General features: G+C 68.3%; 22 protein-coding genes. 13 read left to right on the top strand and 9 right to left on the bottom strand.

Translation table 11 applies throughout. The features are described from left to right. Nucleotides 1–9: 9 nt before the first annotated feature. From IHD13_RS12375 to IHD13_RS12355, 5 genes are all read left to right on the top strand, one after another. A complete protein-coding gene (locus IHD13_RS12375; RefSeq protein ID WP_195861360.1) occupies nt 10–807 on the top strand; it encodes an aspartate dehydrogenase in 798 nt (265 codons plus the stop codon). Between the two features lie 17 nt (nt 808–824). Beyond that, nucleotides 825–2291 carry an aldehyde dehydrogenase gene (locus tag IHD13_RS12370; RefSeq protein WP_195861359.1) on the top strand — a complete coding sequence of 489 codons (1467 nt, stop codon included), beginning with the start codon at nt 825–827 and terminating at the stop codon, nt 2289–2291. Between the two features lie 34 nt (nt 2292–2325). Further along, nucleotides 2326–3957 (top strand): thiamine pyrophosphate-binding protein, encoded by a 1632-nt coding sequence (locus IHD13_RS12365; RefSeq protein ID WP_195861358.1) that lies wholly within the window; start codon nt 2326–2328, stop codon nt 3955–3957. A gap of 158 nt (nt 3958–4115) precedes the next feature. Next, entirely contained in the window at nt 4116–5330 is a 1215-nt protein-coding gene (locus IHD13_RS12360; RefSeq protein WP_195861357.1) for a DcaP family trimeric outer membrane transporter, read from the top strand. A 151-nt stretch (nt 5331–5481) separates the two neighbouring features. After that, a complete protein-coding gene (locus tag IHD13_RS12355; RefSeq protein WP_195861356.1) occupies nt 5482–6249 on the top strand; it encodes a helix-turn-helix domain-containing protein in 768 nt (255 codons plus the stop codon). Between the two features lie 108 nt (nt 6250–6357). On the opposite strand, the gene glnK is transcribed toward IHD13_RS12355, so the two are convergent. From glnK to IHD13_RS12340, 3 genes are all read right to left on the bottom strand, one after another. Further along, a complete protein-coding gene (glnK, locus tag IHD13_RS12350; RefSeq protein WP_146801703.1) occupies nt 6358–6696 on the bottom strand; it encodes a P-II family nitrogen regulator in 339 nt (112 codons plus the stop codon). Between the two features lie 104 nt (nt 6697–6800). Beyond that, on the bottom strand, nt 6801–8123 hold the full coding sequence (locus IHD13_RS12345; protein ID WP_195861355.1) for an ammonium transporter: 1323 nt from the start codon (nt 8121–8123) through the stop codon (nt 6801–6803). Between the two features lie 53 nt (nt 8124–8176). Beyond that, nucleotides 8177–8515: a P-II family nitrogen regulator gene (locus IHD13_RS12340; protein WP_195861354.1), complete on the bottom strand. Its 339-nt coding sequence runs from the start codon at nt 8513–8515 to the stop codon at nt 8177–8179. Nucleotides 8516–8787: 272 nt separating this feature from the next. Between IHD13_RS12340 and IHD13_RS12335 the strand changes: the two genes are divergently transcribed. Continuing rightward, the gene (locus tag IHD13_RS12335; RefSeq protein WP_195861353.1) at nt 8788–9114 is read left to right on the top strand and encodes an accessory factor UbiK family protein; all 327 of its coding nucleotides are present in this window, start codon (nt 8788–8790) and stop codon (nt 9112–9114) included. Between the two features lie 60 nt (nt 9115–9174). Next, entirely contained in the window at nt 9175–10683 is a 1509-nt protein-coding gene (locus tag IHD13_RS12330; RefSeq protein ID WP_195861352.1) for a YifB family Mg chelatase-like AAA ATPase, read from the top strand. Nucleotides 10684–10717: 34 nt separating this feature from the next. On the opposite strand, the gene IHD13_RS12325 is transcribed toward IHD13_RS12330, so the two are convergent. Together IHD13_RS12325 and IHD13_RS12320 are read right to left on the bottom strand one after the other, a co-directional pair. Next, nucleotides 10718–11203, bottom strand: a complete 486-nt coding sequence (locus IHD13_RS12325; protein ID WP_195861351.1) for a hypothetical protein — start codon at nt 11201–11203, stop codon at nt 10718–10720. Then, nucleotides 11200–12156: an alpha/beta hydrolase gene (locus tag IHD13_RS12320; protein WP_195861350.1), complete on the bottom strand. Its 957-nt coding sequence runs from the start codon at nt 12154–12156 to the stop codon at nt 11200–11202. Before IHD13_RS12320 ends, IHD13_RS12325 begins: the two co-directional genes overlap by 4 nt. 215 nt (nt 12157–12371) lie before the next feature. On the opposite strand from IHD13_RS12320, the gene IHD13_RS12315 reads away from it, so the two are divergent. Then, nucleotides 12372–14552, top strand: coding sequence for a malate synthase G (locus tag IHD13_RS12315; RefSeq protein WP_195861349.1), 2181 nt, complete (start codon nt 12372–12374; stop codon nt 14550–14552). A 147-nt stretch (nt 14553–14699) separates the two neighbouring features. Continuing rightward, nucleotides 14700–15113 (top strand): PaaI family thioesterase, encoded by a 414-nt coding sequence (locus IHD13_RS12310; RefSeq protein WP_195861348.1) that lies wholly within the window; start codon nt 14700–14702, stop codon nt 15111–15113. Here the strand turns inward: IHD13_RS12310 and IHD13_RS12305 are convergent. Next, entirely contained in the window at nt 15110–15499 is a 390-nt protein-coding gene (locus IHD13_RS12305; protein ID WP_195861347.1) for a DUF423 domain-containing protein, read from the bottom strand. The two genes, IHD13_RS12310 and IHD13_RS12305, sit on opposite strands and share 4 nt — an antisense overlap. Nucleotides 15500–15598: 99 nt before the next feature. On the opposite strand from IHD13_RS12305, the gene thiS reads away from it, so the two are divergent. From thiS to trmB, 3 genes are all read left to right on the top strand, one after another. Beyond that, nucleotides 15599–15799 carry a sulfur carrier protein ThiS gene (thiS, locus tag IHD13_RS12300; RefSeq protein ID WP_195861346.1) on the top strand — a complete coding sequence of 67 codons (201 nt, stop codon included), beginning with the start codon at nt 15599–15601 and terminating at the stop codon, nt 15797–15799. A gap of 67 nt (nt 15800–15866) precedes the next feature. After that, nucleotides 15867–16664: a thiazole synthase gene (locus tag IHD13_RS12295; RefSeq protein ID WP_195861345.1), complete on the top strand. Its 798-nt coding sequence runs from the start codon at nt 15867–15869 to the stop codon at nt 16662–16664. Nucleotides 16665–16691: 27 nt separating this feature from the next. Beyond that, the gene (gene trmB, locus IHD13_RS12290; RefSeq protein WP_195861344.1) at nt 16692–17438 is read left to right on the top strand and encodes a tRNA (guanosine(46)-N7)-methyltransferase TrmB; all 747 of its coding nucleotides are present in this window, start codon (nt 16692–16694) and stop codon (nt 17436–17438) included. A 474-nt stretch (nt 17439–17912) separates the two neighbouring features. On the opposite strand, the gene IHD13_RS12285 is transcribed toward trmB, so the two are convergent. Next, entirely contained in the window at nt 17913–18824 is a 912-nt protein-coding gene (locus IHD13_RS12285; RefSeq protein WP_195861343.1) for an AEC family transporter, read from the bottom strand. A 107-nt stretch (nt 18825–18931) separates the two neighbouring features. Here IHD13_RS12285 and IHD13_RS12280 point away from each other — a divergent pair, with 107 nt between their 5' ends. Beyond that, nucleotides 18932–19525 (top strand): SCO family protein, encoded by a 594-nt coding sequence (locus IHD13_RS12280; RefSeq protein WP_195861342.1) that lies wholly within the window; start codon nt 18932–18934, stop codon nt 19523–19525. 49 nt (nt 19526–19574) lie between these two features. On the opposite strand, the gene IHD13_RS12275 is transcribed toward IHD13_RS12280, so the two are convergent. Both IHD13_RS12275 and IHD13_RS12270 read right to left on the bottom strand, forming a co-directional pair. Next, on the bottom strand, nt 19575–20630 hold the full coding sequence (locus IHD13_RS12275; RefSeq protein ID WP_195861341.1) for a PHB depolymerase family esterase: 1056 nt from the start codon (nt 20628–20630) through the stop codon (nt 19575–19577). Beyond that, nucleotides 20620–21321: an FKBP-type peptidyl-prolyl cis-trans isomerase gene (locus tag IHD13_RS12270; protein ID WP_195861340.1), complete on the bottom strand. Its 702-nt coding sequence runs from the start codon at nt 21319–21321 to the stop codon at nt 20620–20622. The genes IHD13_RS12275 and IHD13_RS12270 overlap by 11 nt, the downstream gene beginning before the upstream one ends. Nucleotides 21322–21417: the final 96 nt, after the last annotated feature.

The following is a 21417-nucleotide window of genomic DNA, read 5'->3' as shown; positions in this document are numbered from 1 at the left end:
GGACGCGCAATGACCAGCAAACGCTTGATGATCATCGGCTACGGGGCCATGGCCCGGGAAGTGCACCGGCTGCTGCCGGCCGGCCTGGAACTGGCCTGGGTGGTGGTGCCCGAGGCCCAGGTGGCCACCACCCGTGAGCTGCTGGGCAGCGGTATCGAGGTGTTGAGCCGCGTCGACGACTGCGGGGAGCGCCCCGACCTGGTCGTCGAGTGCGCCGGCCAGCCGGGGCTCGCCGAGCACGGCGAGGCGGTACTCTCCCGGGGCCTGACCCTGGCCATCGTGGCCACCGGCGCCCTGGCCGATGAGGGCCTCTATGGCCGCCTGCGCCAGGCCGCGGAGCGCGGCGAGGGACGCATGCTGGTGCTCTCCGGCGCCGTGGCCGGCATGGACGGCCTGGCCGCCGCCCGGGAGGGGGGCCTGGACAGCGTGACCTACGAGGCCTGCAAGGCACCCAAGAGCTGGAAGGGCAGCCATGCCGAGCAACTGGTGGACTTGGACGCCCTGACCGAGGCGACGGTCTTCTACGAGGGCACCGCCGGCGAGGCCGCACGCCTCTTCCCGGCCAACGCCAATGTGGCGGCCACCATCGCCCTGGCCGGCATCGGCATGCAGGCCACCACCGTGCGCCTCACCGCCGATCCGGCAGCCACGCGCAACACCCACCGTATTCATGCCCAGGGGCGCTTCGGCGAGTTCCGTATCGAACTCAATGGCCGGCCCCTGGAGAGCAACCCCAAGACCTCGATGCTCGCCGCCCTGTCGGTGGTTCGCGCCTGTCGCCAGGTGCTGGACCCGGTGACGGTGTGAGCGAAAGGAGCACTCCCATGACGCAACCGATCTTTCTCGCCGGTGAATGGCGCCAGGGCCGCGGCGACCCCATGGCCTCGGTCTTCCCCGCCGATGGCTCCGTCACCGCCCGGCTCAACGCCGCCAGCCTCGAGGACGTGGAAGAGGCCATCGAGGCCGCCGACGCCGCCTGGCGGCGCCCCGAGTGGCGCGACCTGGTGCCCCACCAGCGGGCGGCCATCCTCTACCGGGTGAGCCAGCTGATCGAGTCGCGTCTCGAGGAGCTGGCCGCCCTGCAGACCCGCGACAACGGCAAGCCCCTGGCCGAGACCCGCGCCCTGGTGGCCAGTGCCGCCGGTACCGCCCGCTATTTCGCGGCGGCCTGCGAGACCCTGGAGGGGGAGCTGCCCACTCCGCGCAGCAGCGACCTGATGACCCTGAGCACCTACGAGCCGCTCGGCGTCATCGCCGCCATCACCCCCTGGAACTCGCCCATCGCCAGCGAGATGCAGAAGATCGCCCCGGCCCTTGCCGCCGGCAACGCCGTGGTGGTCAAGCCCGCCGAGGCGACGCCGCTGCTGGCCCTGAAACTGGCCGAGCTGTTCGAGGAGGCGGGCCTGCCCAAGGGGCTGCTCAGCGTGCTGCCGGGGCGTGGCCGGGTGATCGGCGAGGCCATCGTGCGCCATCCCAAGGTGCGCAAGATCTCCTTCACCGGCGGCACCAACACCGGCCGTCACCTGGCGCATATCGCCGCCGACAAGCTGATCGGCACCTCCCTGGAGCTGGGCGGCAAGTCGCCGACCATCGTCTGCGAGGACGCCGATCTGGAAGAGGCCGCCCAGGGCATCGCCTATGGCATCTTCAGCTCCGCCGGCCAGGCCTGCATCGCCGGCTCGCGCCTCTTTATTCCGCGTCGCCGCTACGACGAGGTGATGACCCGCCTGCTGGAGATCACCCGGGGCCTGCGTATCGGTCACCCCGAGACCCCCGGCACCCACCTGGGGCCGCTGATCAGCGAGGCCCATCGCGACAGCGTCGCCGCCTACGTCGACCAGGCCCGCGCCGAGGGCGGCCGGGTATTGTGCGGCGGCCAGGCCCCGCAGGCCCCCGAGCTGGCCGAGGGCAGTTACTACCTGCCGACCATTATCGAGGGGCTGCCCCACGACAGCGCTGTCTGCCAGGAGGAGATCTTCGGCCCGGTGCTGGTGGCCATGGCGTACGACGACGAGGACGAATTGGTGGGGCTGGCCAACGACAACGTCTTCGGCCTGGCCGCCGGCATCTGGACCGCCGACTACCGCCGCGCCCTGCGCCTGGCCGCTCGGCTCGAGGCGGGTACGGTGTGGATCAACACCTACAAGAAATTCGCCATCTCGACCCCCTTCGGCGGCTTCAAGGAGAGCGGCCTGGGGCGCGAGAAGGGGCGCCAGGGCATCCAGGCCTACATGCAGCAGAAGAGCCTCTACCTGGGGCTGGGCAGCGCCCCCATGGGCTGGGCCAACTGACGCCGCGCCGGCAACCACAACAAAGGAAGTCACCATGAGCACCATTACCGTCGGCGAAGCGATCGCCCGTACCCTCGAAGCCTATGCGGTCTCCGCCGTCTATGGCGTGATCTCCATCCATAACCTGCCGATCGCCGACGCCATCGGCCGCCGCGACAAGATTCGCTTCGTGCCGGCCCGTGGCGAAGCCGGGTCGGTGACCATGGCCGACGCCCATACCCGGGTAGGCAGCCTGGGCGTGGCCCTGACCAGCACCGGCGCCGGCGCCGGCAATGCCATCGGCGCCCTGCTCGAGGCCCTCAACGCCGGCACGCCGCTGCTGCATCTCACCGGCCAGGTGGAGAAGGATTACCTGGACCGGGACGCCGGTTTCATCCACGAGACCAAGGATCAGCTCACCTTCCTCAAGGCCAGTTCCAAGGCCGCCTATCGGGTCTGCACCCCGGAGCAGGCGGTGCCTTTGCTGCATCGCGCCATCCGCGAGGCGATGACCCTGCCGCGGGGCCCGGTGAGCCTGGAGATTCCCATCGATATCCAGGCCAGCCCGGTCGAGTGGGTAGAGACCGCCCCGGTGGTCCCGGCCACTCCGGCCCCGGCCAGCGATGCCGAGATCGATGCCCTGGCCGAGCGGCTCAAGGCGGCCAAGCGCCCGCTGTTGTGGATCGGTGGCGGCACTCTGGAGGCCGGGGACGCCGTCGGGCGCCTGGCGGATCTCGGTATCCCGGTGGTCTCCAGCACCCATGCCCGGGGTGTGCTGCCCGACAGCCACCCGCGCAGCCTGCGCGCCTTCCATAACGCCGCTTCGGTGGAGGCGCTGTTCGCCGAGAGCGACCTGATGCTGGTGGCCGGCTCCCGGCTGCGCAGCAACGAGACCAAGACCTACTCCGTGGAGTTGCCGCGCCCCCTGGTGCAGATCGATATCGATCCCGCCGCCGCCCACCGCAACTACCGGGCCGACGCCTTCCTGTGCGGCGACTGTGGCGACGTGCTGGCACGCCTGGCCGAGCGCCTCGAGGGCCGCGAGCCGGATGCCGCCTACGACGCCGCCGTGGCCAAGGCAGTGGTCGAGGCCGAGCAGGCCCTGCGCACCCAGGTGGGCGAATACGCCAAGCTCAGCGACGCGGTACGCGCGGCCCTGCCCGAGGACGGTATCTTCGTGCGTGACATCACCGTCTCCGGCAGCACCTGGGGCAGCCGACTGCTGCCCATCGAGCGGCCGCTGACCAATATCCACTCCCTGGCCGGGGCCATCGGCCTGGGGCTCGCCCATGGCATCGGCTGCGCCGTGGCCCAACCCGAGCGCAAGGTGGTCACCCTGGTCGGTGACGGCGGCCTGGCACTCGGCGTCGGCGAACTGGCGACGATGGCCCAGGAGCACCTGGACATGACCCTGATCGTGATGAACGACGGTGGCTACGGGGTGATGCGCGGCATCCAGGAGAAGTACTTCGAGGGGCGCCAGTACTACAACGAGCTGCATACCCCGGACTTCCAGCAGCTGGCCGATGCCATGGGCATCAAGCGTTGGAAGGTCAGCCACGGCGATGAGTTCGCCGCGGTGCTGGCCGAGGCGGTGGATTATGCGGGCCCGGCCCTGGTGGAAGTGGACATGCCCAGCGTCGGTGAACTCAAGTTCTCCGGCCCGCCCCAGAAGAAACTCTATTAACCCCGGTATTGATCGGTAAGGCCCGGCCACCGGAGGCGAGTCCTTTATCCGGTGGCCGGATATTCCCCGGAAGATTAACGGAGGTAAAACGACAATAACGACTCGGTTAATTCCATAACAACAGCACGAATCCATCATCGTTAAAGGGATAGACTCCAATGAAAACCAACAAGATCTTCGCACTGGCCGCGATGCTGCCGGTGGGGCTGGCTGCTGCCGTGACTTCTCATGCCTTCGACGTGGTTCCCGCCGGTCAGCCGGTGGTCACCGGGGAACCGAGCCGCGTGGGGGCGCCCTGGAATCATCGCTCCACCTTCAATATTCCTGGCACCAATACCGACGTGGCCTTCGGCGGTTACGTGAAGCTGGACGCCTTCTACGACTTCGATTATGACCAGGGGGACGCCACCGACCCGCTGGCGTTGCTCAATCCTGGCAACCGCACCGACGGGCGCACCAACTTCACCGCCTATGAGTCGCGGATCAACTTCCGCACCCAGACCCGTACCGACTACGGCACGGTGAGCACCTTCCTGGAAGGGCACTTCCTGCCCGACGGCAAGTTCAACCTGCGCCACGCCTATGGCGAGTATGGCCCCTTCCTGGCCGGCCAGAGCTGGACCAACTTCATGCACTTCCTGGGCACGCCGCGCAGCCTCAAGCTGGGTGGCCCCATCGGCTATGCCACCGGTCGCCCGGCCCAGGTGCGTTATACCCATAGCGCCGGGCCCAATACCTTCGCGGTCTCCCTGGAGGATCCCTCCTACGCCCTGTCGCCCATTGGTAGCGCCGGCGTGGAGACCGAGAATCGCCTGCCGACCCTGACCGCCCGCTATCAGTTCGGGCGCAATTTCGGCATCTCGGCCCTGGTCAGCGAGTTCTCCACCAACGAAGCCACCACCGGCATGGACGAGAGCACCACCGCCTATGGCGTCGCGGCGCAGCTGGCTCTGCCCCTGGGGGATGCCACCACCTTCAAGGCCAATGCCACCGTCGGCAGCGGTCTGGGCAGCTACCTGAGCTATGTGCCGGATGGCGTGGCCGGGGCGCGCACGCCGGACGCCTATATCGATGCCAACGGCTCCCTGGAGAGCGTCGACTCCCAGGCCTTCGGCGTCTCCCTGGAGCACAACTGGAACAGCGACTGGTCCAGCGCCATCGGCACCGCGCGCTTCAGCCAGGACCTGCCGGACGATATCGCCGGCTTCCAGACCGGGCTCGATCGGGTCCAGTACTCCTTCGTCAACCTGATCTGGGACGTCAATCAGCGCCTCTCCACCGGTATCGAGTACCAGCACTCCGATATCAAGCGCCTCAACGGCGAGTCCGAGGATGCCAGCCGGATTCAGGCCAGCGTGCAGTTCCAGTTCTAGGCGACTCGCCTAGCCGAGGCCGGGGAGGACGCACCGCTCGCCCAGGCGTTGCCCCGGCCGGGCGCCCGGATATCTCGATATGATGCAGTGATTGTGCCGATGGTCTCCATCGGCACTTTTTTATTGATAGGGCGCCGATGAAGGGGGGGAGATGACGACGATTCGTGCCCTAAGGCGTGGGCTGGCGGTGGTCGATTGCCTGGCCGGGCGTGAAGAGCCGTGGAGTCTGGCCGAGCTGCATCGGGCGAGTGGCATCGACAAGAGCACCCTGCTGCGGCTGCTGGCGACCCTGATCGAGCAGGGCTGGGTCTGCCGTGGTTTGGGGGATGGTCGCTATCGGCTGACCACGGCGCTGGCCGCCCTGGGGCAGGGGCTCTCGGAGGACGCGTCCTGGCTGGCATCGGCGACGCCGTTGCTGGCCGAGCTCCACGCTACCCTGAGTTGGCCCTCGGACCTGGCGTTGGTAGACGAGGCAAGCCTGCGGATCATCGAGACCTCGCGCCCCCTGAGCCGACGGATCCGCCATCGCGAGGTGCTGGGCTTCCGTCCCAGCCCATTGCGCTCGGCCCTGGGGCGGGCCTGGCTGGCGGGCAGCGAAGAGAGACGCCGGCAGGCCCTGCTGGAGCGGCTTGCGCGGGGGGCCGGCGAGGCGGCCTGGCTGGCCCGGGACAAGGACTATCTGGCCCGTCTAACCCGGGAGTTCGACGCGCTGGGCCATGCCCGCCGTGACCCCGCCGAGCGCTTGATGGTCTCCGCCGAGGAGCCCGGCTACGCCGCCATCGCTCTGCCCATTCGCCGGGGCGGCGAGGTGCTTGCCTGCCTGAGTGTGGTCTTCGTGCCCGGCGAGGCCGAGGAGACCCCGCTGGCTCAGGGCCTGCGCCGTGTCGTCACCGCCCTCGAGACCCCGGCTTCGCCGTGAGCCGCCAGGACTGCGTCCGGAGCTTGAAGCTGGAAGAAAAAACCGCCTCCGAGGTCTTGCCTCGGAGGCGGTGTTATTTAGGCTGCTATCCAGCTTCCAGCTTCCAGCTTATACGGCGTCCTTGTCGGTTTCGCCGGTACGGATACGGATGACCTGCTCCAGGGCAGAGACGAAGATCTTGCCGTCGCCAATCTTGCCGGTATTCGCGACCTGGGTAATCGCATCGATCACCTGCTCGGCCATGGCATCGTCCACCGCCACTTCCAGCTTCACCTTGGGCAGGAAGTCGACCACATACTCGGCCCCCCGGTAGAGCTCGGTGTGGCCCTTCTGCCGACCGAAGCCCTTGACCTCGGTGACGGTGATGCCCTGTACGCCGATCTCGGAAAGTGCCTCGCGAACGTCGTCGAGCTTGAACGGCTTGATGATGGCGGTCACCAGTTTCATGGTCTGTCTCCTCGCATCCTAAGGGTCGGTCGGCGGTTGCCGGACTTGGCACAAGCATACACCAAGAAAAAAGGCCCCCGAAGGGGCCAGGGGAGCACGCCAGCTCACTCGGTTCGCGTCGACAGACGCTGTGACTGGGTCAGGCCGTCGCTCTGGGGGCGGCCGCTGCCGCCACCGCGCACCTTGGCGACGGTGAATTCGGGGTAGGCCTCCAGGCCGCACTCGGCCAGGTCGACGCCTTCATACTCTTCTTCCTCGCTGACGCGAACGCCCATCACCGCCTTGATGATCAGCCACACGGCCAGGCTGGCGGCGAAGACCCAGACGAAGATGCCGATGATGCCGAGGAACTGGGCGCCGAAGGTGGCATCGCCATTGGTCAGCGGTACCGCCAGCAGGCCCCAGATGCCCACCACGCCATGCACCGAGATGGCACCCACCGGGTCATCGATCTTCAGCTTGTCCAGGCCGACGATGGCGGCCACCACGATGGCACCACCCACGCCACCGATCAGGGTCGCACCCAGGGCGGAGGGAGCCAGGGGCTCGGCGGTGATGGCCACCAGGCCGGCCAGGGCGCCGTTGAGGGCCATGGTCAGGTCGGCCTTGCGGAACCAGAGCTTGGCCAGGATCAGGGCGGCGATCACGCCACCGGCGGCGGCGGCATTGGTGTTGACCAGCACCTGGGCCACGTTATTGGCGGACTCCACATCGGAGACCTTCAGCTCGGAGCCACCATTGAAGCCGAACCAGCCCATCCACAGGATAAAGGTGCCCAGGGTGGCCAGGGGCATGTTGGCACCGGGGATGGCGTAGATGCTGCCGTCCTTGCCGTACTTGCCCTTGCGCGGGCCGAGGATCAGCACGCCGGCCAGGGCGGCGGCGGCACCCGCCATGTGCACGATGCCGGAACCGGCGAAGTCGGAGAAGCCGGCGGCGTCGAGCCAGCCACCGCCCCAGGTCCAGTAGCCGGAGACCGGGTAGATGACGCCGGTCATCACCACCGCGAAGGCCAGGAAGGCCCACAGCTTCATGCGCTCGGCCACGGCCCCGGAGACGATGGACATGGCGGTGGCCACGAACACCACCTGGAAGAAGTAGTCGGCGCGCATGGAGTAGTAGGGGGCGTCGTCACCGCCGGCCAGCACCGCATCGACGCTGTTCTCGCCGCCCAGCAGGAAGCCGAGGTTGGGCAGGAAACCGCCTTCGGCGCTGGAGTACATGATGTAGTAGCCCACCAGCAGGTACATGGTGCAGGCGATGGCGAAGAGGGCGATGTTCTTGGTCAGGATCTCGGCGGTGTTCTTGGAGCGCACCATCCCGGCTTCGAGCATGGAGAAGCCGGCGGCCATCCACATCACCAGGACGCCGCAGATAAGGAAATAGAAGGTATCGAGCGCGTAACTCAGCTCTACTAGATCGGTCATGGTCGGAACTCCTGAGCCAGGCGGGCTGACTGGAAGGGGAAAGAGGGGCGAACTCAGACGGCGTCGGCGCCGCGCTCACCGGTGCGGATACGGATCACATCCTCCAGGCTGGTGACGAACAGCTTGCCGTCACCGATCTTGCCGCTATTGGCGGCGCCGCGGATGGCATCCAGCACCGTCTCGACGCGGGCATCATCGATGGCCACCTCGACCTTCACCTTGGGAAGGAAATCGACGACATATTCGGCGCCGCGATACAGTTCGGTATGGCCCTTCTGCCGACCGAAGCCCTTGACTTCGGTGACGGTGATGCCCTGGACGCCGTTGTCGGCCAGGGCTTCGCGAACGTCGTCGAGCTTGAAGGGTTTGATGATGGCGGTGATGAGTTTCATCCCGGACTCCCTACATCGAAGTTGTCATTGGCGTGCAGCAGGCGGGTGCCTGACTAGTGCAGTGCGCAAAACATGCCAACGAGGGAGTTTTTCCTTGTAAAGCAGATGGCTAGACGACATTCTTCCGCCTCGTCGGGCGAAGGCGAGGCCGCGTCATGCACCAAGCTGGTGCCTGGCGTCCAGGCCGGTGCTTCCTTGGGGCGCATGCGTCCGGGGCTCGCCTTGCGTATCCTGTAGGGCAGTCCATGGCGTTTTTCAGGAGTCGATCAGCGATGATCAATAACGAGCGGATCGGGCGCCTCGCCCAGCAACTGGGCGAGCGCCTGCAGGGAGCCTCCCAGGCCCCGGAGGAGCTGCAACGCAGCGTGCAGCAGGTGGTCAAGGGCGCCTTCGATCGCCTGGAACTGGTGTCCCGGGAGGATTTCGACATCCTGATGGAGGTGCTGCAGCGCACCCGTTCCCGGGTCGAGGCCCTGGAGGGCCAGGTGGCCGAGCTGGAGCGGCTGCTGCAGGCGCGCCTGGAAGCCGAGGCCTCGCCATCGGCGGCGGAGGATGCCGGCGGCGGCGAGACCCAGGACGAGACGCCGCCCCGGGCGTGAGTGGCGTCCTGGCGGCCCTGAGCTAGGGTTAAGGAATCCTCCGCTGCTCAGGGACGAGTCATGACGCTGGCGATCGTGACCACCCGTGCCGCCCTGGGGCTGGAGGCCCCGGAGGTGCGGGTGGAGGTGCATCTGGCCAATGGCCTGCCCGGCATCACCCTGGTGGGGCTGCCGGAGACCGCCGTTCGCGAGAGTCGAGAGCGGGTGCGCAGCGCCCTGCTCAATGCCAATTTCGAGTTTCCCACCACCCGTCGTATCACCCTCAACCTGGCCCCCGCCGACCTGCCCAAGGAGGGCGGGCGCTTCGATCTGCCCATTGCCCTGGGTATCCTCGCCGCCTCCGGCCAGGTGCCCATGGAGGCCCTGAGCGAGGTGGAGTGCCTGGGCGAGCTGGCCCTGGACGGCCGCCTCTGCCCGGTGAGCGGGGTCCTGCCGGCGGCCCTGGCGGCCAAGCGCGCCGGGCGGCGACTGATCCTGCCTCGAGAAAACGCCGCCGAGGCGGCCCTGGTGGAGGGGCTGACGGTCTTGCCGGCGGCGCATCTGCTGGAGGTGGCGGCCCATCTCTGGGGACGCGAGCCATTGGCCCCCCAGCCCGGCACACGCCCCGCCCAGGGCCATCTCGAGATCGCCGACCTGGCCGAGGTGCGCGGCCAGCACCAGGCGCGCCGGGCCCTGGAAGTGGCTGCCGGCGGCGGTCACAACCTGCTTTTCGTGGGCCCGCCGGGCAGCGGCAAGACCATGCTGGCCAGCCGCCTTCCCGGCATCCTGCCACCGCTGGAGGAGGACGAGGCCCTGGCGTTGGCGGCCATTCGCTCGGTGGCGGGGTTGCCGCTGCTCGCCGACTGGGGCCGGCGGCCATTCCGCGCGCCGCATCATACCGCCAGCGCCGCGGCCCTGGTGGGCGGGGGTTCCTCGCCGCGTCCCGGTGAGGTCTCCCTGGCCCACCAGGGGGTGCTCTTCCTGGATGAGCTGCCGGAGTTCAGTCGCAGCGTGCTGGAGGTGCTGCGTCAGCCCCTGGAGGCGGGCTGGGTGGACCTGGCCCGGGCCAAGGTGACGCGGCGTTACCCGAGCCGCTTTCAACTGGTGGCGGCGATGAATCCCTGCCCTTGCGGTCACCTGGGCGACCCTCGCCGCGACTGTCGCTGTACCCCGGGACAGGTACAGCGCTACCAGTCGCGGCTATCGGGCCCCCTGCTCGACCGTATCGACCTGCAGGTGGAGGTGCCGGCACTGCCCGCCGAGCAGCTGACCGCGACGACGGCGGAGGAGGGCTCGGTGCGGGTACGCGAGCGAGTAGTGGCGGCGCGGGCTCGTCAGCGGGAGCGGGGCGGGCTCAATGCCGCCCTCCCCGTGGCGGCCCTGGAGGCGGCCTGCGCGCTGGACGCCGCGGATCGCGCCTGGCTGGCCCAGAGCCTGGAGCGACTGCGCCTCTCGGCCCGGGCCTATCATCGGGTATTGCGGGTCGCCCTGACCCTGGCGGACCTGGGAGGCCTGGAGCGGCCCGGCCGCGATCAGTTGCTGGAGGCCATCGGCTATCGTCAGCTGGAGCGTCTACTGGGACGCCAATAAGGCGTGACGTGCGTGGCCGGGGCGTCGGTAATGGCTAAAGGGCATCCGCATCGAAGGCGCCACTGATGGCCCGTTCCCAGCGTGGCTGGCTGTCTTCCGGGCGGCGCAGGCGGAGTTCCAGCCGGTAGGGCAGCAGGGCGCGATCCGAGAGGCGCAGCTCGGGGCCATCCGCCACCAGGCGGGCATCCAGCAGCCACTGGCCGGCGGGGGCGGTGACATTGCTCATCTGCGGCCGCCAGTCGATCACCTGGGGGCCGGCCGGGTAGGCGAGCAGGGCCCGGGTCAGGCTCTCCTCGAAGCGCGCCTGGCCGATAGGCAGGCTCTCTTCGACCTCGGCATGGGAGAGCAGCAGGGTGATCTCCCTGGCCTCGAGGTCCCAGGCCGGCTCCTCGATCAGCAGGCGGGTGGCTTCTTCGCTGAGCCCCATCAGCGCCTGGCGCAACTGGGTGGGGCGATCCGGCGGGCTGGCGCAGGCCGTCAGCAGGGTGATCATCAGCCATAGGATTGCCAGGCGCCTCATTCGGGCCGCTCCCGGCGTGCCAGAAACGCATCGAGCTCATCGAACAGGGCCTGGCGGATCGGTGCCGTCTCGTTGACCAGGTGGTGGCGGGCCTCCGGGTGGCGATGGACCTCGGCATCGGGAAACTTGCGGGCCAGGATATCCAGGTTCCATTGCCAGTCCACGGTCAGGTCCTGCTCGCCCTGGAGGATCAGCACCGGCAGCTGTGCCGGAGGCAGGGCCAGCAGGCGGGGTATCCAGCGGCGCATGGCGCTGATCCAGGTCACCGAGAGACGGTCCGGCTGCAGGGGGTCCTGCTCGCGGAGGAAGGTGGTGAAGTCATCATCATTGGAGTTGGAGCGGTACTTGCGTGGCAGGCTGCGGATAAAGGGGCTGGCCACCAGGTGCAACCAGCTGGACTGGTTCCAGCCCCAGGGGCGCACCAGCGGCGCCAGCAGGGCCAGGCCGGCCCACTGGCTCTCGTGATTGCGGCTCAGGGCGTCGGTGGCGAGGATGGCGGCGCCGGTACTCTGGCCGATGCCCACCCAGGGACGGGGGGCCAGGCCCTCCAGGCTCAGGCGCTGCTGCAGGGCGGCCAGGCAGCGACCATAGTCGTCGAAATCATCGATGCAGGCCCGCCGTCCGGTGGAGAGCCCGTGTCCCGGCAGGTCCCAGAGCACCACTCGCCAGCCGCCCGCCAGCAGACGCTCCAGCAGGTGGCGATAGAGGCCCAAGTGGTCGAAGTAGCCGTGCACCACGAAGGCGGTGCCGCGCGGCTGGGCCGGGCTCCACACCTGGGTCCAGAGACGGAAGGGCTCGGCCTCGGTGTAGCCCACGTGTAGCCCCACCCGGTCGCCGAACAGCGGCATCAGGCGGTAATGGGCGAGATAGTCTTCCAGATGCGGCAACGCCTGAGGGGCATGCCCGGCGGGCATGATGGGTCCCAGGGTGGTGAGTGGCGTGAAGTCGGTCATGAAGGCCTCCCGTCAGGCGCCAATCCTAGCGTTATGGGCCCCTCCAGGCCATATTGCCGGGAGATGGATTCATCATTTGGTCGAGGCGGGCAGACCAGGCGCCCAAAATCGGGTAGCATATGGAAGGTATTTCCACAAATATATACTGGTTTCGTATTCGAGATAACGATAAGCAGCCGGCGCATGCTGCCGTCTGCAGCGCATCAGGAGGCCCCATGACCGACCGAGTCACTCGCCACCGTCTCCAGGTGGCCAGCGAGCTGGACCATTTCATCAATGAGCAGGCCCTGCCGGGGTCCGGTATCGATGCCGAGGCCTTCTGGTCCGGCGTGGATGCGCTGTTCCACGATTTGACCCCGAAAAATCGTGAATTGCTCGCCGAACGCGAGCGTCTGCAGCGTGAGCTGGATCGCTGGCACCGCGACAACCCTGGCCCGGTGCGTGACATGCCCGCCTATCGCCGCTTCCTCGAGGAGGTCGGTTACCTGGCCGAGGTCCCGGCCAAGGTCGCGGTCAGCACCTCCAAGGTGGATGCCGAGCTGGCCTCCCAGGCCGGCCCCCAGCTGGTGGTGCCGGTGAGCAACGCCCGTTATGCGCTGAATGCGGCCAATGCGCGCTGGGGTAGCCTCTATGATGCGCTCTATGGCACCGATGCGATCAGTGACGACGGCGGCGCCGAGAAGGGCAAGGCCTTCAATCCCAAGCGTGGGGCCAAGGTGATCGCCTATGCCCGCGGGGTGCTGGACCTGGCCGCGCCCCTGGCCACCGGCTCCCACCGTGAGGCGGTCAAGTATGCGATCCGTGACGGCCACCTGGTGGTCACCCTGGAGGGCGGTCGCGAAACCGGCCTCAAGGAGGCCGGCAAGCTGGTGGGCTATCGCGGCGAGGCGGCCTCTCCCGAGGCGGTGCTGCTCAGCAACCACGGCCTGCACCTGGAGATCCAGTTCGATGCCGAGCACTTCATCGGCAAGGACGATCCGGCGCATATCAAGGACCTGCTGATGGAGGCGGCGCTCTCCGCCATCATGGATTGCGAAGACTCCGTGGCCGCGGTGGATGCCGAGGACAAGGTCGGTGTCTATCGCAACTGGCTGGGCCTGATGAAGGGCGATCTGGAAGAGCGTTTCGAGAAAGGCGGCGAGACGGTGGTGCGTCGCCTCAATCCGGATCGTCGTTATACCACGCCGGATGGCGGCAGCCTGACCCTGCCGGGCCGCTCGCTGCTCTTCGTGCGCAACGTGGGCCATCTGATGACCACGCCGGCGGTACTGGACGCCGAGGGCAACGAGGTGCCCGAGGGCATCCTCGACTGCGTGGTGACCAGCCTGATCGCCCTGCGCGATCTGCAGAAGGGGGGCGACGAGCCGCGCAACTCCCGCGAGGGTTCGGTCTATATCGTCAAGCCGAAGATGCACGGTCCCCGGGAAGTGGCCTTCGCCAACGAGCTGTTCGGCCGTGTCGAGGCGCTGCTGGGCATGCCCCGCGATACCCTGAAGATGGGCATCATGGACGAGGAGCGCCGCACCTCCACCAACCTCAAGGCGTGCATCAGCGCCGCCGCCTCCCGGGTGGTGTTCATCAACACCGGCTTCCTCGATCGCACCGGCGACGAGATGCATACCGTGATGCAGGCGGGCCCCATGGTGCGCAAGGGCGACATGAAGCATGCCGCCTGGATCCAGGCCTATGAGCGCAACAACGTGCAGATCGGCCTGGCCTGTGGCCTGCGTGGTCGCGCCCAGATCGGCAAGGGCATGTGGGCCATGCCGGACCTGATGGCCGCCATGCTGGAGCAGAAGGTGGCCCAGCCCAAGGCCGGTGCCAACACCGCCTGGGTGCCGTCACCCACCGCCGCGACCCTGCATGTGCTGCATTACCATCAGGTCGATGTCCAGGCGGTCCAGCACGAGCTGGAGGCCCAGGGCGAGCCCGACTACCTGGACGATCTGCTGACCGTCCCGGTGGCACAGGACCCGAACTGGTCCGATGACGAGATCCAGCAGGAGCTCGACAACAACTGTCAGGGCATCCTCGGCTATGTGGTGCGCTGGGTCGAGCACGGCGTCGGCTGCTCCAAGGTGCCGGACATCCACGACGTGGGCCTGATGGAGGACCGTGCCACCCTGCGGATCTCCAGCCAGCACGTGGCCAACTGGCTGCACCATGGCGTGGTCAGCGCCGAGCGGGTCCGGGAGACCCTGGAGCGCATGGCCAAGGTGGTGGACGAGCAGAACGCCGGCGACCCGCACTATGTGCCGATGAGCCGCGACTTCGCCGCCTCCACCGCCTTCCAGGCGGCCAGCGAGCTGGTCTTCAAGGGCCTCGAGCAGCCCTCCGGCTACACCGAGCCGCTGCTGCACCACTGGCGGGCGGTGCACAAGGCCCGCGCCATCTAAGGGGCCTTGCCCGGCCCACTAGCACAGCGCCCCGGCGGCCCTTGGGCCCCGGGGCGTTGGTGGTTTCGGGCTGGGCCCGGAGGCGGCCTTGCGCTATCTTGTGGCGCAACGCTTGCCACCGTTTCGCCCGCCGCAGGGAGCGCCGCCATGACCGTGATGACCGCCGCCGCCATCGAGGAGTTTCTCGACGAGGTCTTTCCCCATCGCCAGGGCACCATCGAGGGTGTCGACGAGATGCGCGCCACCATGAGCCTGGCCATCGAGGACGAGCACCTCAGGCCAGGGGCCTGCGTCTCCGGGCCGACCCTGATGGGGCTGGCGGATGTCTGCCTCTATGTGGCGATCCTGGCGCAGATCGGCCCGGAACCCATGGCGGTGACCACCGACCTCAACTGTCACTTCCTGCGCCGCGCCCGGGGGGACCGGGATCTGATTGCCAATGCCCGTGTCCTCAAGCTGGGGCGGCGCCTGGCCGTGGGGGAGGTGCAGCTCTTCTCCGCCGGGGACGAGGCGCCGGTGGCCCTGGTAACCGCTACCTATGCGCTACCGGATAGCGACTAGTCGGGCGTCGTGGGGCGAGCGCGCAGCACGCAGGCCCCCAGGGCCAGCCAGCCGCCGATCATCGCCAGGCCACCCAGGGGGGTAATCCACCCCAGGCGCCCCAGGCCGCTGAGCGCCAGGGCATAGAGGGAGCCGGAGAAGAGCGCGATGCCCAGGGCCCAGAGGCCCAGCACCAGGCGTTGGCCGGGTAGCGGCATGGCCGCCCGCCAGGCCAGGACGCCGAGCATCGCCAGGGTATGCCAGGCCTGATAGCGCACCCCGGTCTCGAAGGCCGCCAGCAGGCGCGGCGTCAGTCGTCCCTCCAGGGCATGGGCGCCGAAGGCGCCGGCGATGACCAGCAGGGCTCCCGAGGCGGCCACCAGCAACCACCAGTTGCGATCACGCATCGCTTGTCTCCCGACCATTCATGGCAGGCGCTACCGTACCCCGTGAGGGCCGAACAGGCTACAATATGGCCCCTGCCATCCTGCTATCGAGAGGACGCCATGCAGATCCAGCTCAATGGAGAACCCCAGCCGCTCGATGGCGAGGTGACGATCCAGCAACTGCTCGAGTCCCTGGGGCTCGCCGGGCGGCGCATCGCCGTCGAGGTCAACGAAGAGATCGTCCCCCGCAGCATTCACGCCGAGACTCGCCTCGCCGAAGGCGACCGCGTCGAGATCGTGCACGCCATCGGCGGCGGCTAAGCCCGCGGCGCCCGCATTCGACGACCCGACGCCCTGCGATCCGCGGCCAATCGAGGAAGCCAGACCCATGACTCAAGTACTCAGCGACCAGCCCTTCGTGGTGGCCGGCCGCCCCTTTAATTCCCGCCTGCTGGTGGGCACCGGCAAGTACCAGGATTTCGACGAGACCGCGGCGGCCATCGACGCCAGTGGCGCCGAGATCGTCACCTTCGCGGTGCGGCGCACCAACCTGGGGCAGGACGCCTCGGCGCCCAATCTGCTCGACGTGATCTCGCCGCAGCGCTATACCCTGCTGCCCAACACTGCCGGCTGCTATACCGCCAAGGACGCGGTGCGCACCTGCAAGCTGGCCCGGGAACTGCTCGACGGCCACAACCTGGTCAAGCTCGAGGTGCTGGGCGACGACACCACCCTCTACCCCAATGTGGTGGAGACCCTGAAGGCCGCCGAGGTGCTGCTGGCCGATGGCTTCGACGTGATGGTCTATACCAGCGACGATCCCATCGTGGCCAAGGAGCTGGAGCGCCTGGGTTGCTGCGCGATCATGCCCCTGGGCTCGCTGATCGGCTCCGGCCATGGCCTGCAGAACCCGCACAATACCCGCCTGATCGTGGAACAGGCCGAGGTACCGGTGCTGGTGGACGCGGGCATCGGTACCGCCTCCGACGCCGCCCTGGCCATGGAACTGGGCTGCGATGCGGTGCTGATGAATACCGCCATCGCCCACGCCCGCCAGCCGGTGCTGATGGCCCGGGCCATGAAGCAGGCCGTGGAAGCCGGGCGTCAGGCCTATCTGGCCGGGCGCATGCCGCGTCGCCAGAGCGCCGATCCCTCCTCGCCCTTTGCCGGCCGCATCAACGGCTGAGCCCGACCCAGGAATCGAACGAGGCGTATGAACGACGAACGTACCCCCGAGCCGGAGGCCCAGGCCGCCGGCGAGGCCAATCAGGACACGCTCTACAAGCGTGGTATCAAGAGCTATGTGCTGCGCGCCGGTCGCATGACCGGGGCCCAGACCCGCGGCCTGGAGGAGGTCTGGCCGCGGCTGGGGCTGACCCTGGAGGGTGGGCGCCTGGACCTGGACGCTCTCTTCGGTCGGCGGGCCCGGCGGGTGGTGGAGATCGGGTTCGGCATGGGCGCCTCCCTGATCGAGCAGGCCGAGACCCATCCGGATACCGACTTTATCGGCATCGAGGTGCATGCCCCCGGCGTCGGCAAGCTGCTCGACGAGGCGGACAAGCGAGGCCTCACCAACCTGCGGGTGTTCCGCGAGGATGCGGTGCGGGTGCTCGACGAGTGCTTCCCGCCGGACAGCATCGATACCCTGCAGCTGTTCTTCCCCGATCCCTGGCCGAAGAAGAAGCACCACAAGCGGCGCATCGTGCAGCCCGCCTTCGTGGAGCTGATTCGCCGCCGCCTCAAGGTGGGCGGCACCCTGCATATGGCCACCGACTGGGAGAACTATGCCGAGCATATGGCCGAGGTGATGGCGGCGGCGCCGGGCTACCGCAATACCGCCACCGCGGAGACCGCCCCCTATGTGCCGCGGCCCGAGTTCCGGCCCCTGACCAAGTTCGAGGCCCGCGGCGAACGCCTGGGTCACGGCGTCTGGGATCTGATCTTCGCGCGCAGCGAGTAAGCGAAAACACCGGCCGCGGCCCTGTGCCGCGCCCCGGCTCTCCAGCACCCTGACCGCTGACCCAGTTCGAGGCCCGCGGCGAACGCCTACCAGCAACAAAAGGTTCTTCGCAGATCGGCGTGAAGCCACGACCTGGGAAAGCACCAGTTTGCTAGTGTGGGAGTTTGGCTATGCCGAACGATTGGGCGACGAAGTCGCCCCTAGTGGCAGCCAGAATCGCCCTTCGGGCGATATCGCGCGGAATCCGCGCTCCCACGGCGGCATTCACGCCAGAGTGCGAAGAACCATAAAAAAGCGGCGACTCCGTGGGAGTCGCCGACAAGGACCGTGACTAGCTTGATGAGGAGAAACCATGGCAGGGAACCTGACATTCCCTGCGATGGGTATGGCGTCTGGCCGACGCCATGCAGACAAGATAATCATTCGCATCTGATGGGTCAATAGAAAACGAGAATATTTTTTGTTTGCGGCCTATCAAGCCGTCAGACTCAGCCATAGGGGCAGGCTCAGCATGGCCAGCAGGGTCTGTCCGGTGATCAGCGCCGCCATCAGTTCGGCGTCGCCCCCCAACTGGCGGGCCAGGATATAGGCCGAGGTGGCGGTAGGCAGGGCGGCGAAGAGCAACGCGACGTCGCGACTCACCCCGTCCAGCCCCAGCGCCCAGGCCAGGACCAGCACCAGGGCCGGCATCAGCAGCAGCTTGACGGCATGGGTCGCCCAGACGGCGCGGTCCCGACGCAGCAGGGCCAGGGGGCGCAGCGCCACGCCCACCGCCACCAGGCCCAGGGGGAGGGCGGTACGTCCCAGCAGTTCCATGGCGGGGGCGCTCCAGCCCGGTAGCCCGGCCCCGGAGAGGTTCAGGGCGATGCCGCCCAGGCAGGCCAGGATCAGTGGGTTGCTGGCCAGGGCCCGCAGGCTGCGGCTCAGGCTGCCGGGGCCCAGGGTGCCGGCACCGATAAAGCAGAGCACGCAGAGCACATTGACCACCGGCACCATCAGCGCCACGGCCACCGCCGCCGTGGTGGCGCCAAGGCTGCCGTGCAGGGCGGCCCCGCCGGCCACCCCCACATAGGTATTGAAGCGCAGGCTGCCCTGAAAGAGCGACGTGAAGGTGGCGGCCCGGGGCGCGAGCCGTGGCCGCTGCCACCAGAGCGCGGCGGCAACGATCAGCATGCTGCCCAGCAGCACCAGGGCCAGCCGGGCCACCGGCACCCGGTCGATCTCCGCCTGGGCCAGGGTGCTGACCAGCATGGCCGGGAACAGCAGGTAGTAGATCAGTCGTTCCAGGCGTGGCCAGAAGTCGCCGCCGGGCAGGTCCAGGCGTCCCAGCAGGGCGCCCAGCAGGATCAGCAGGAAGAGCGGCCCCAGGGCGTCGAGGATCTCCATGGTGCGACAAGGCTCCAGGTCACGGTCGTTGGCGAGTGCTGATAAGCTTACCCTGATAGAGACATGGCCCGCGATGGCCGAGACGGAGACGACGAGGGGAGGAGACGATGACGGCGAAGGTCCGCTGGTTAAGCGTGGCATTCCTGGGGCTGGTGCTGCTGGCCCTGGGGACCTGGTTCTGGCTGCCGGGGGGCGACGAGAGCGGGGAGCCCCAGGGCGGCGAGATCGCCCTGGCCTCGACTCAGGGGGAGTTCGCGCTCTCGGCACTCGACGAGGAGCAGTTGGCGGCGATTTACTTCGGCTACACCTACTGTCCGGATGTCTGCCCCATGACCCTGGCGGTGGTGCGCCAGGCCCTGGGGCAGCTGGCGCCGGCGCTCGCCGAGCGGGTGGTGCCGGTGATGATCAGCGTCGACCCGGAGCGGGACACCCTGGAGCGGCTCGAGGAGTACATGGGCTACTTCGGCGAGCGTTTCGTGGGCGCCCGGGGCAGCGAGGCGCAGCTCGAGGATATCGCCGAGCGTTACGGGATCTTCTGGCGCCGGGTGGAGATGGAGGAGTCCGCCATGGGCTATACCGTGGATCACAGCGCCTCGCTCTATCTGGTCGACCGGCACGGGGAGATTCGCCGGCGGGTGCTCTATTCGCCGACGCCCCATGCGCTGATCGAGGCGCTGCGCCAGGAGCTGGGCGATGGGTAGGTCGGATAAACGAGCCTAAGGCGAGCGCATCCGACGCTCCCGGGTGACGTCAATCGCTCGCCTCCGGCGGGCTTAGCAGGCGTTCCACCATGGCGTCCAGGGCCTGAAGCTGGCGGCCGTCACGGCTGTCATGGGCCGGGTCGGGGCGCCAGCTGTTCTCGTCATGACCCCACCAGTCCCAGCAGCCCTGGGGATTGCCCATGCTGCTGCCGGCCTGGGGGTAGAGCACCGCCAGCCGGTGCACATCGGCCCAGGCATTGAGCCCGGCGTAGCGGGCGAAGGCATCGTCGACCTGCTCGCGGCCCATGGCGCAGCCATGCAGGGCCACCACCAGGCCACAGGCCCCGCCGGCCTCACACCCCGGCGGCAGATAGAGATAGCCCCGCTCGTCCAGCTGGCGTGCCCCGCTGGCGACCTCCTGGGAAACGCTGACTAGCTCCCCCGCGGCGGCGTCCGGCGCGGATACCTCGGCCTCGCCATAGAGCCAGGCCAGGGCCTCGCCGGCGCCGTCGTACCCGCAATCGAGCAGGTAGGGGCTGCCCCCCGCCGCGCAATTCACCAGGGGGGCCGAGGAGGGGGCTCGGTCCGCGGCCACCGGCCAGCCGTGGCCGGCGCCCGGCTGGACGACCCGGCGCAGCTGGTCATCGGCATCCGCCAGCCAGCCGCGATACTGCTCGGCGAGCCGCTCCCCCAGCACCGGTAGGACGGTCCCGTCCGCCTCGCCGTGCCACAGGAAGACCCGCTGGCGAGCCAGGTCGGCAGGGTCGCCGACCCGGCCCTCGACCAGATAGGCGGCGTGGCGGCTTGCCAGCTCGTCCAGGTCGGGAATGCCCCGGTGAGTCAGCATGCACTGACCCAGGGCGCGCCCCAGGCTGCCCTGGGCGCAACCCCAGGGGCCGGCGGCGAAGACCCCCAGCCGTCCATAACGCTCGGGATAGGCCACCGCCAACTGGGTGGCCATATAGCCCCCGGAGGAGACCCCCAGAACCGCCAGGCGCTCGCCATCGAGGCCGAGCGCCGGCAAGGGGGGCGGAGTGGTGTCGTCGGCCAGGGCGGCGCCGGAGAGGGCCAGCGCCACCAGCCAGGGGGCGGACTTACTCGGCATCGGGCTCTGCATCGACGCCCAGCAGCTCCACCTTGAAGGTCAGGGTCTCGTAGGGGCCAATGGGGCCGCCGGTGCCGGCCTCGCCGTAGGCCAGGTCGTAGGGCAGGTAGAGCATCCAGGTGTCGCCCACGCTCATCAGCTGCAGGGCCTCCTGCCAGCCCTCGATGACCTGGTCGACCCGGAAGCTGATCGGTTCGCCGCGCTCGTAGGAGCTGTCGAAGACGCTACCGTCCAGCAGGGTACCCTCGTAGTGCACCTCGACTCGGGCGTCGGAGCCCGGGGAGGCGCCATCGCCGGATTCGATCACCTTGTACTGCAGGCCGGAGTCGGTGACCACCACGTCCTCGTTCAGGGCATTCTCGGCCAGGAAGGTCTCGCCGGCCTCGCGGGTCGCCTCGGCCTGGCGCTGGGCCGAGGCCTGACGCTCGGCCATGGCCTGCTGCTGGAACTGCATCAGCGTCGCGGCCATCTCCTCTTCGCTCAGGGCCAGCTCCGCATCGGCATAGACATCGCGGATCGCCTGGGTGAAGGCCTCGATATCCAGGTCATCCACGTCCTGCACCAGGCTCTGACCCAGGGTCACGCCCAGGCTGTAACCGAGCCGTGACTCCTCGCTCTCCAGGTCGGCCAGGGCGAAGGGGGCGGCACACAACAGCGAGCCCAGGGTGGCGGCGCGAACCAGTGTCTTCATGCAGAATCCTCTATCGATGGGGTCATCAAACATCCCTCGGACTCTATCAGGAGTGCTCGGGTTCCGCACCCGCCCGGCCGCCATGAAACGGCAGCG

The sequence above is a fragment of the Halomonas sp. 328 genome (assembly GCF_015645095.1).
Lineage (GTDB): Bacteria > Pseudomonadota > Gammaproteobacteria > Pseudomonadales > Halomonadaceae > Bisbaumannia.
Note: the sequence above shows the minus strand (reverse complement) of the source record. Positions and strands in the feature narration are given on the sequence as shown.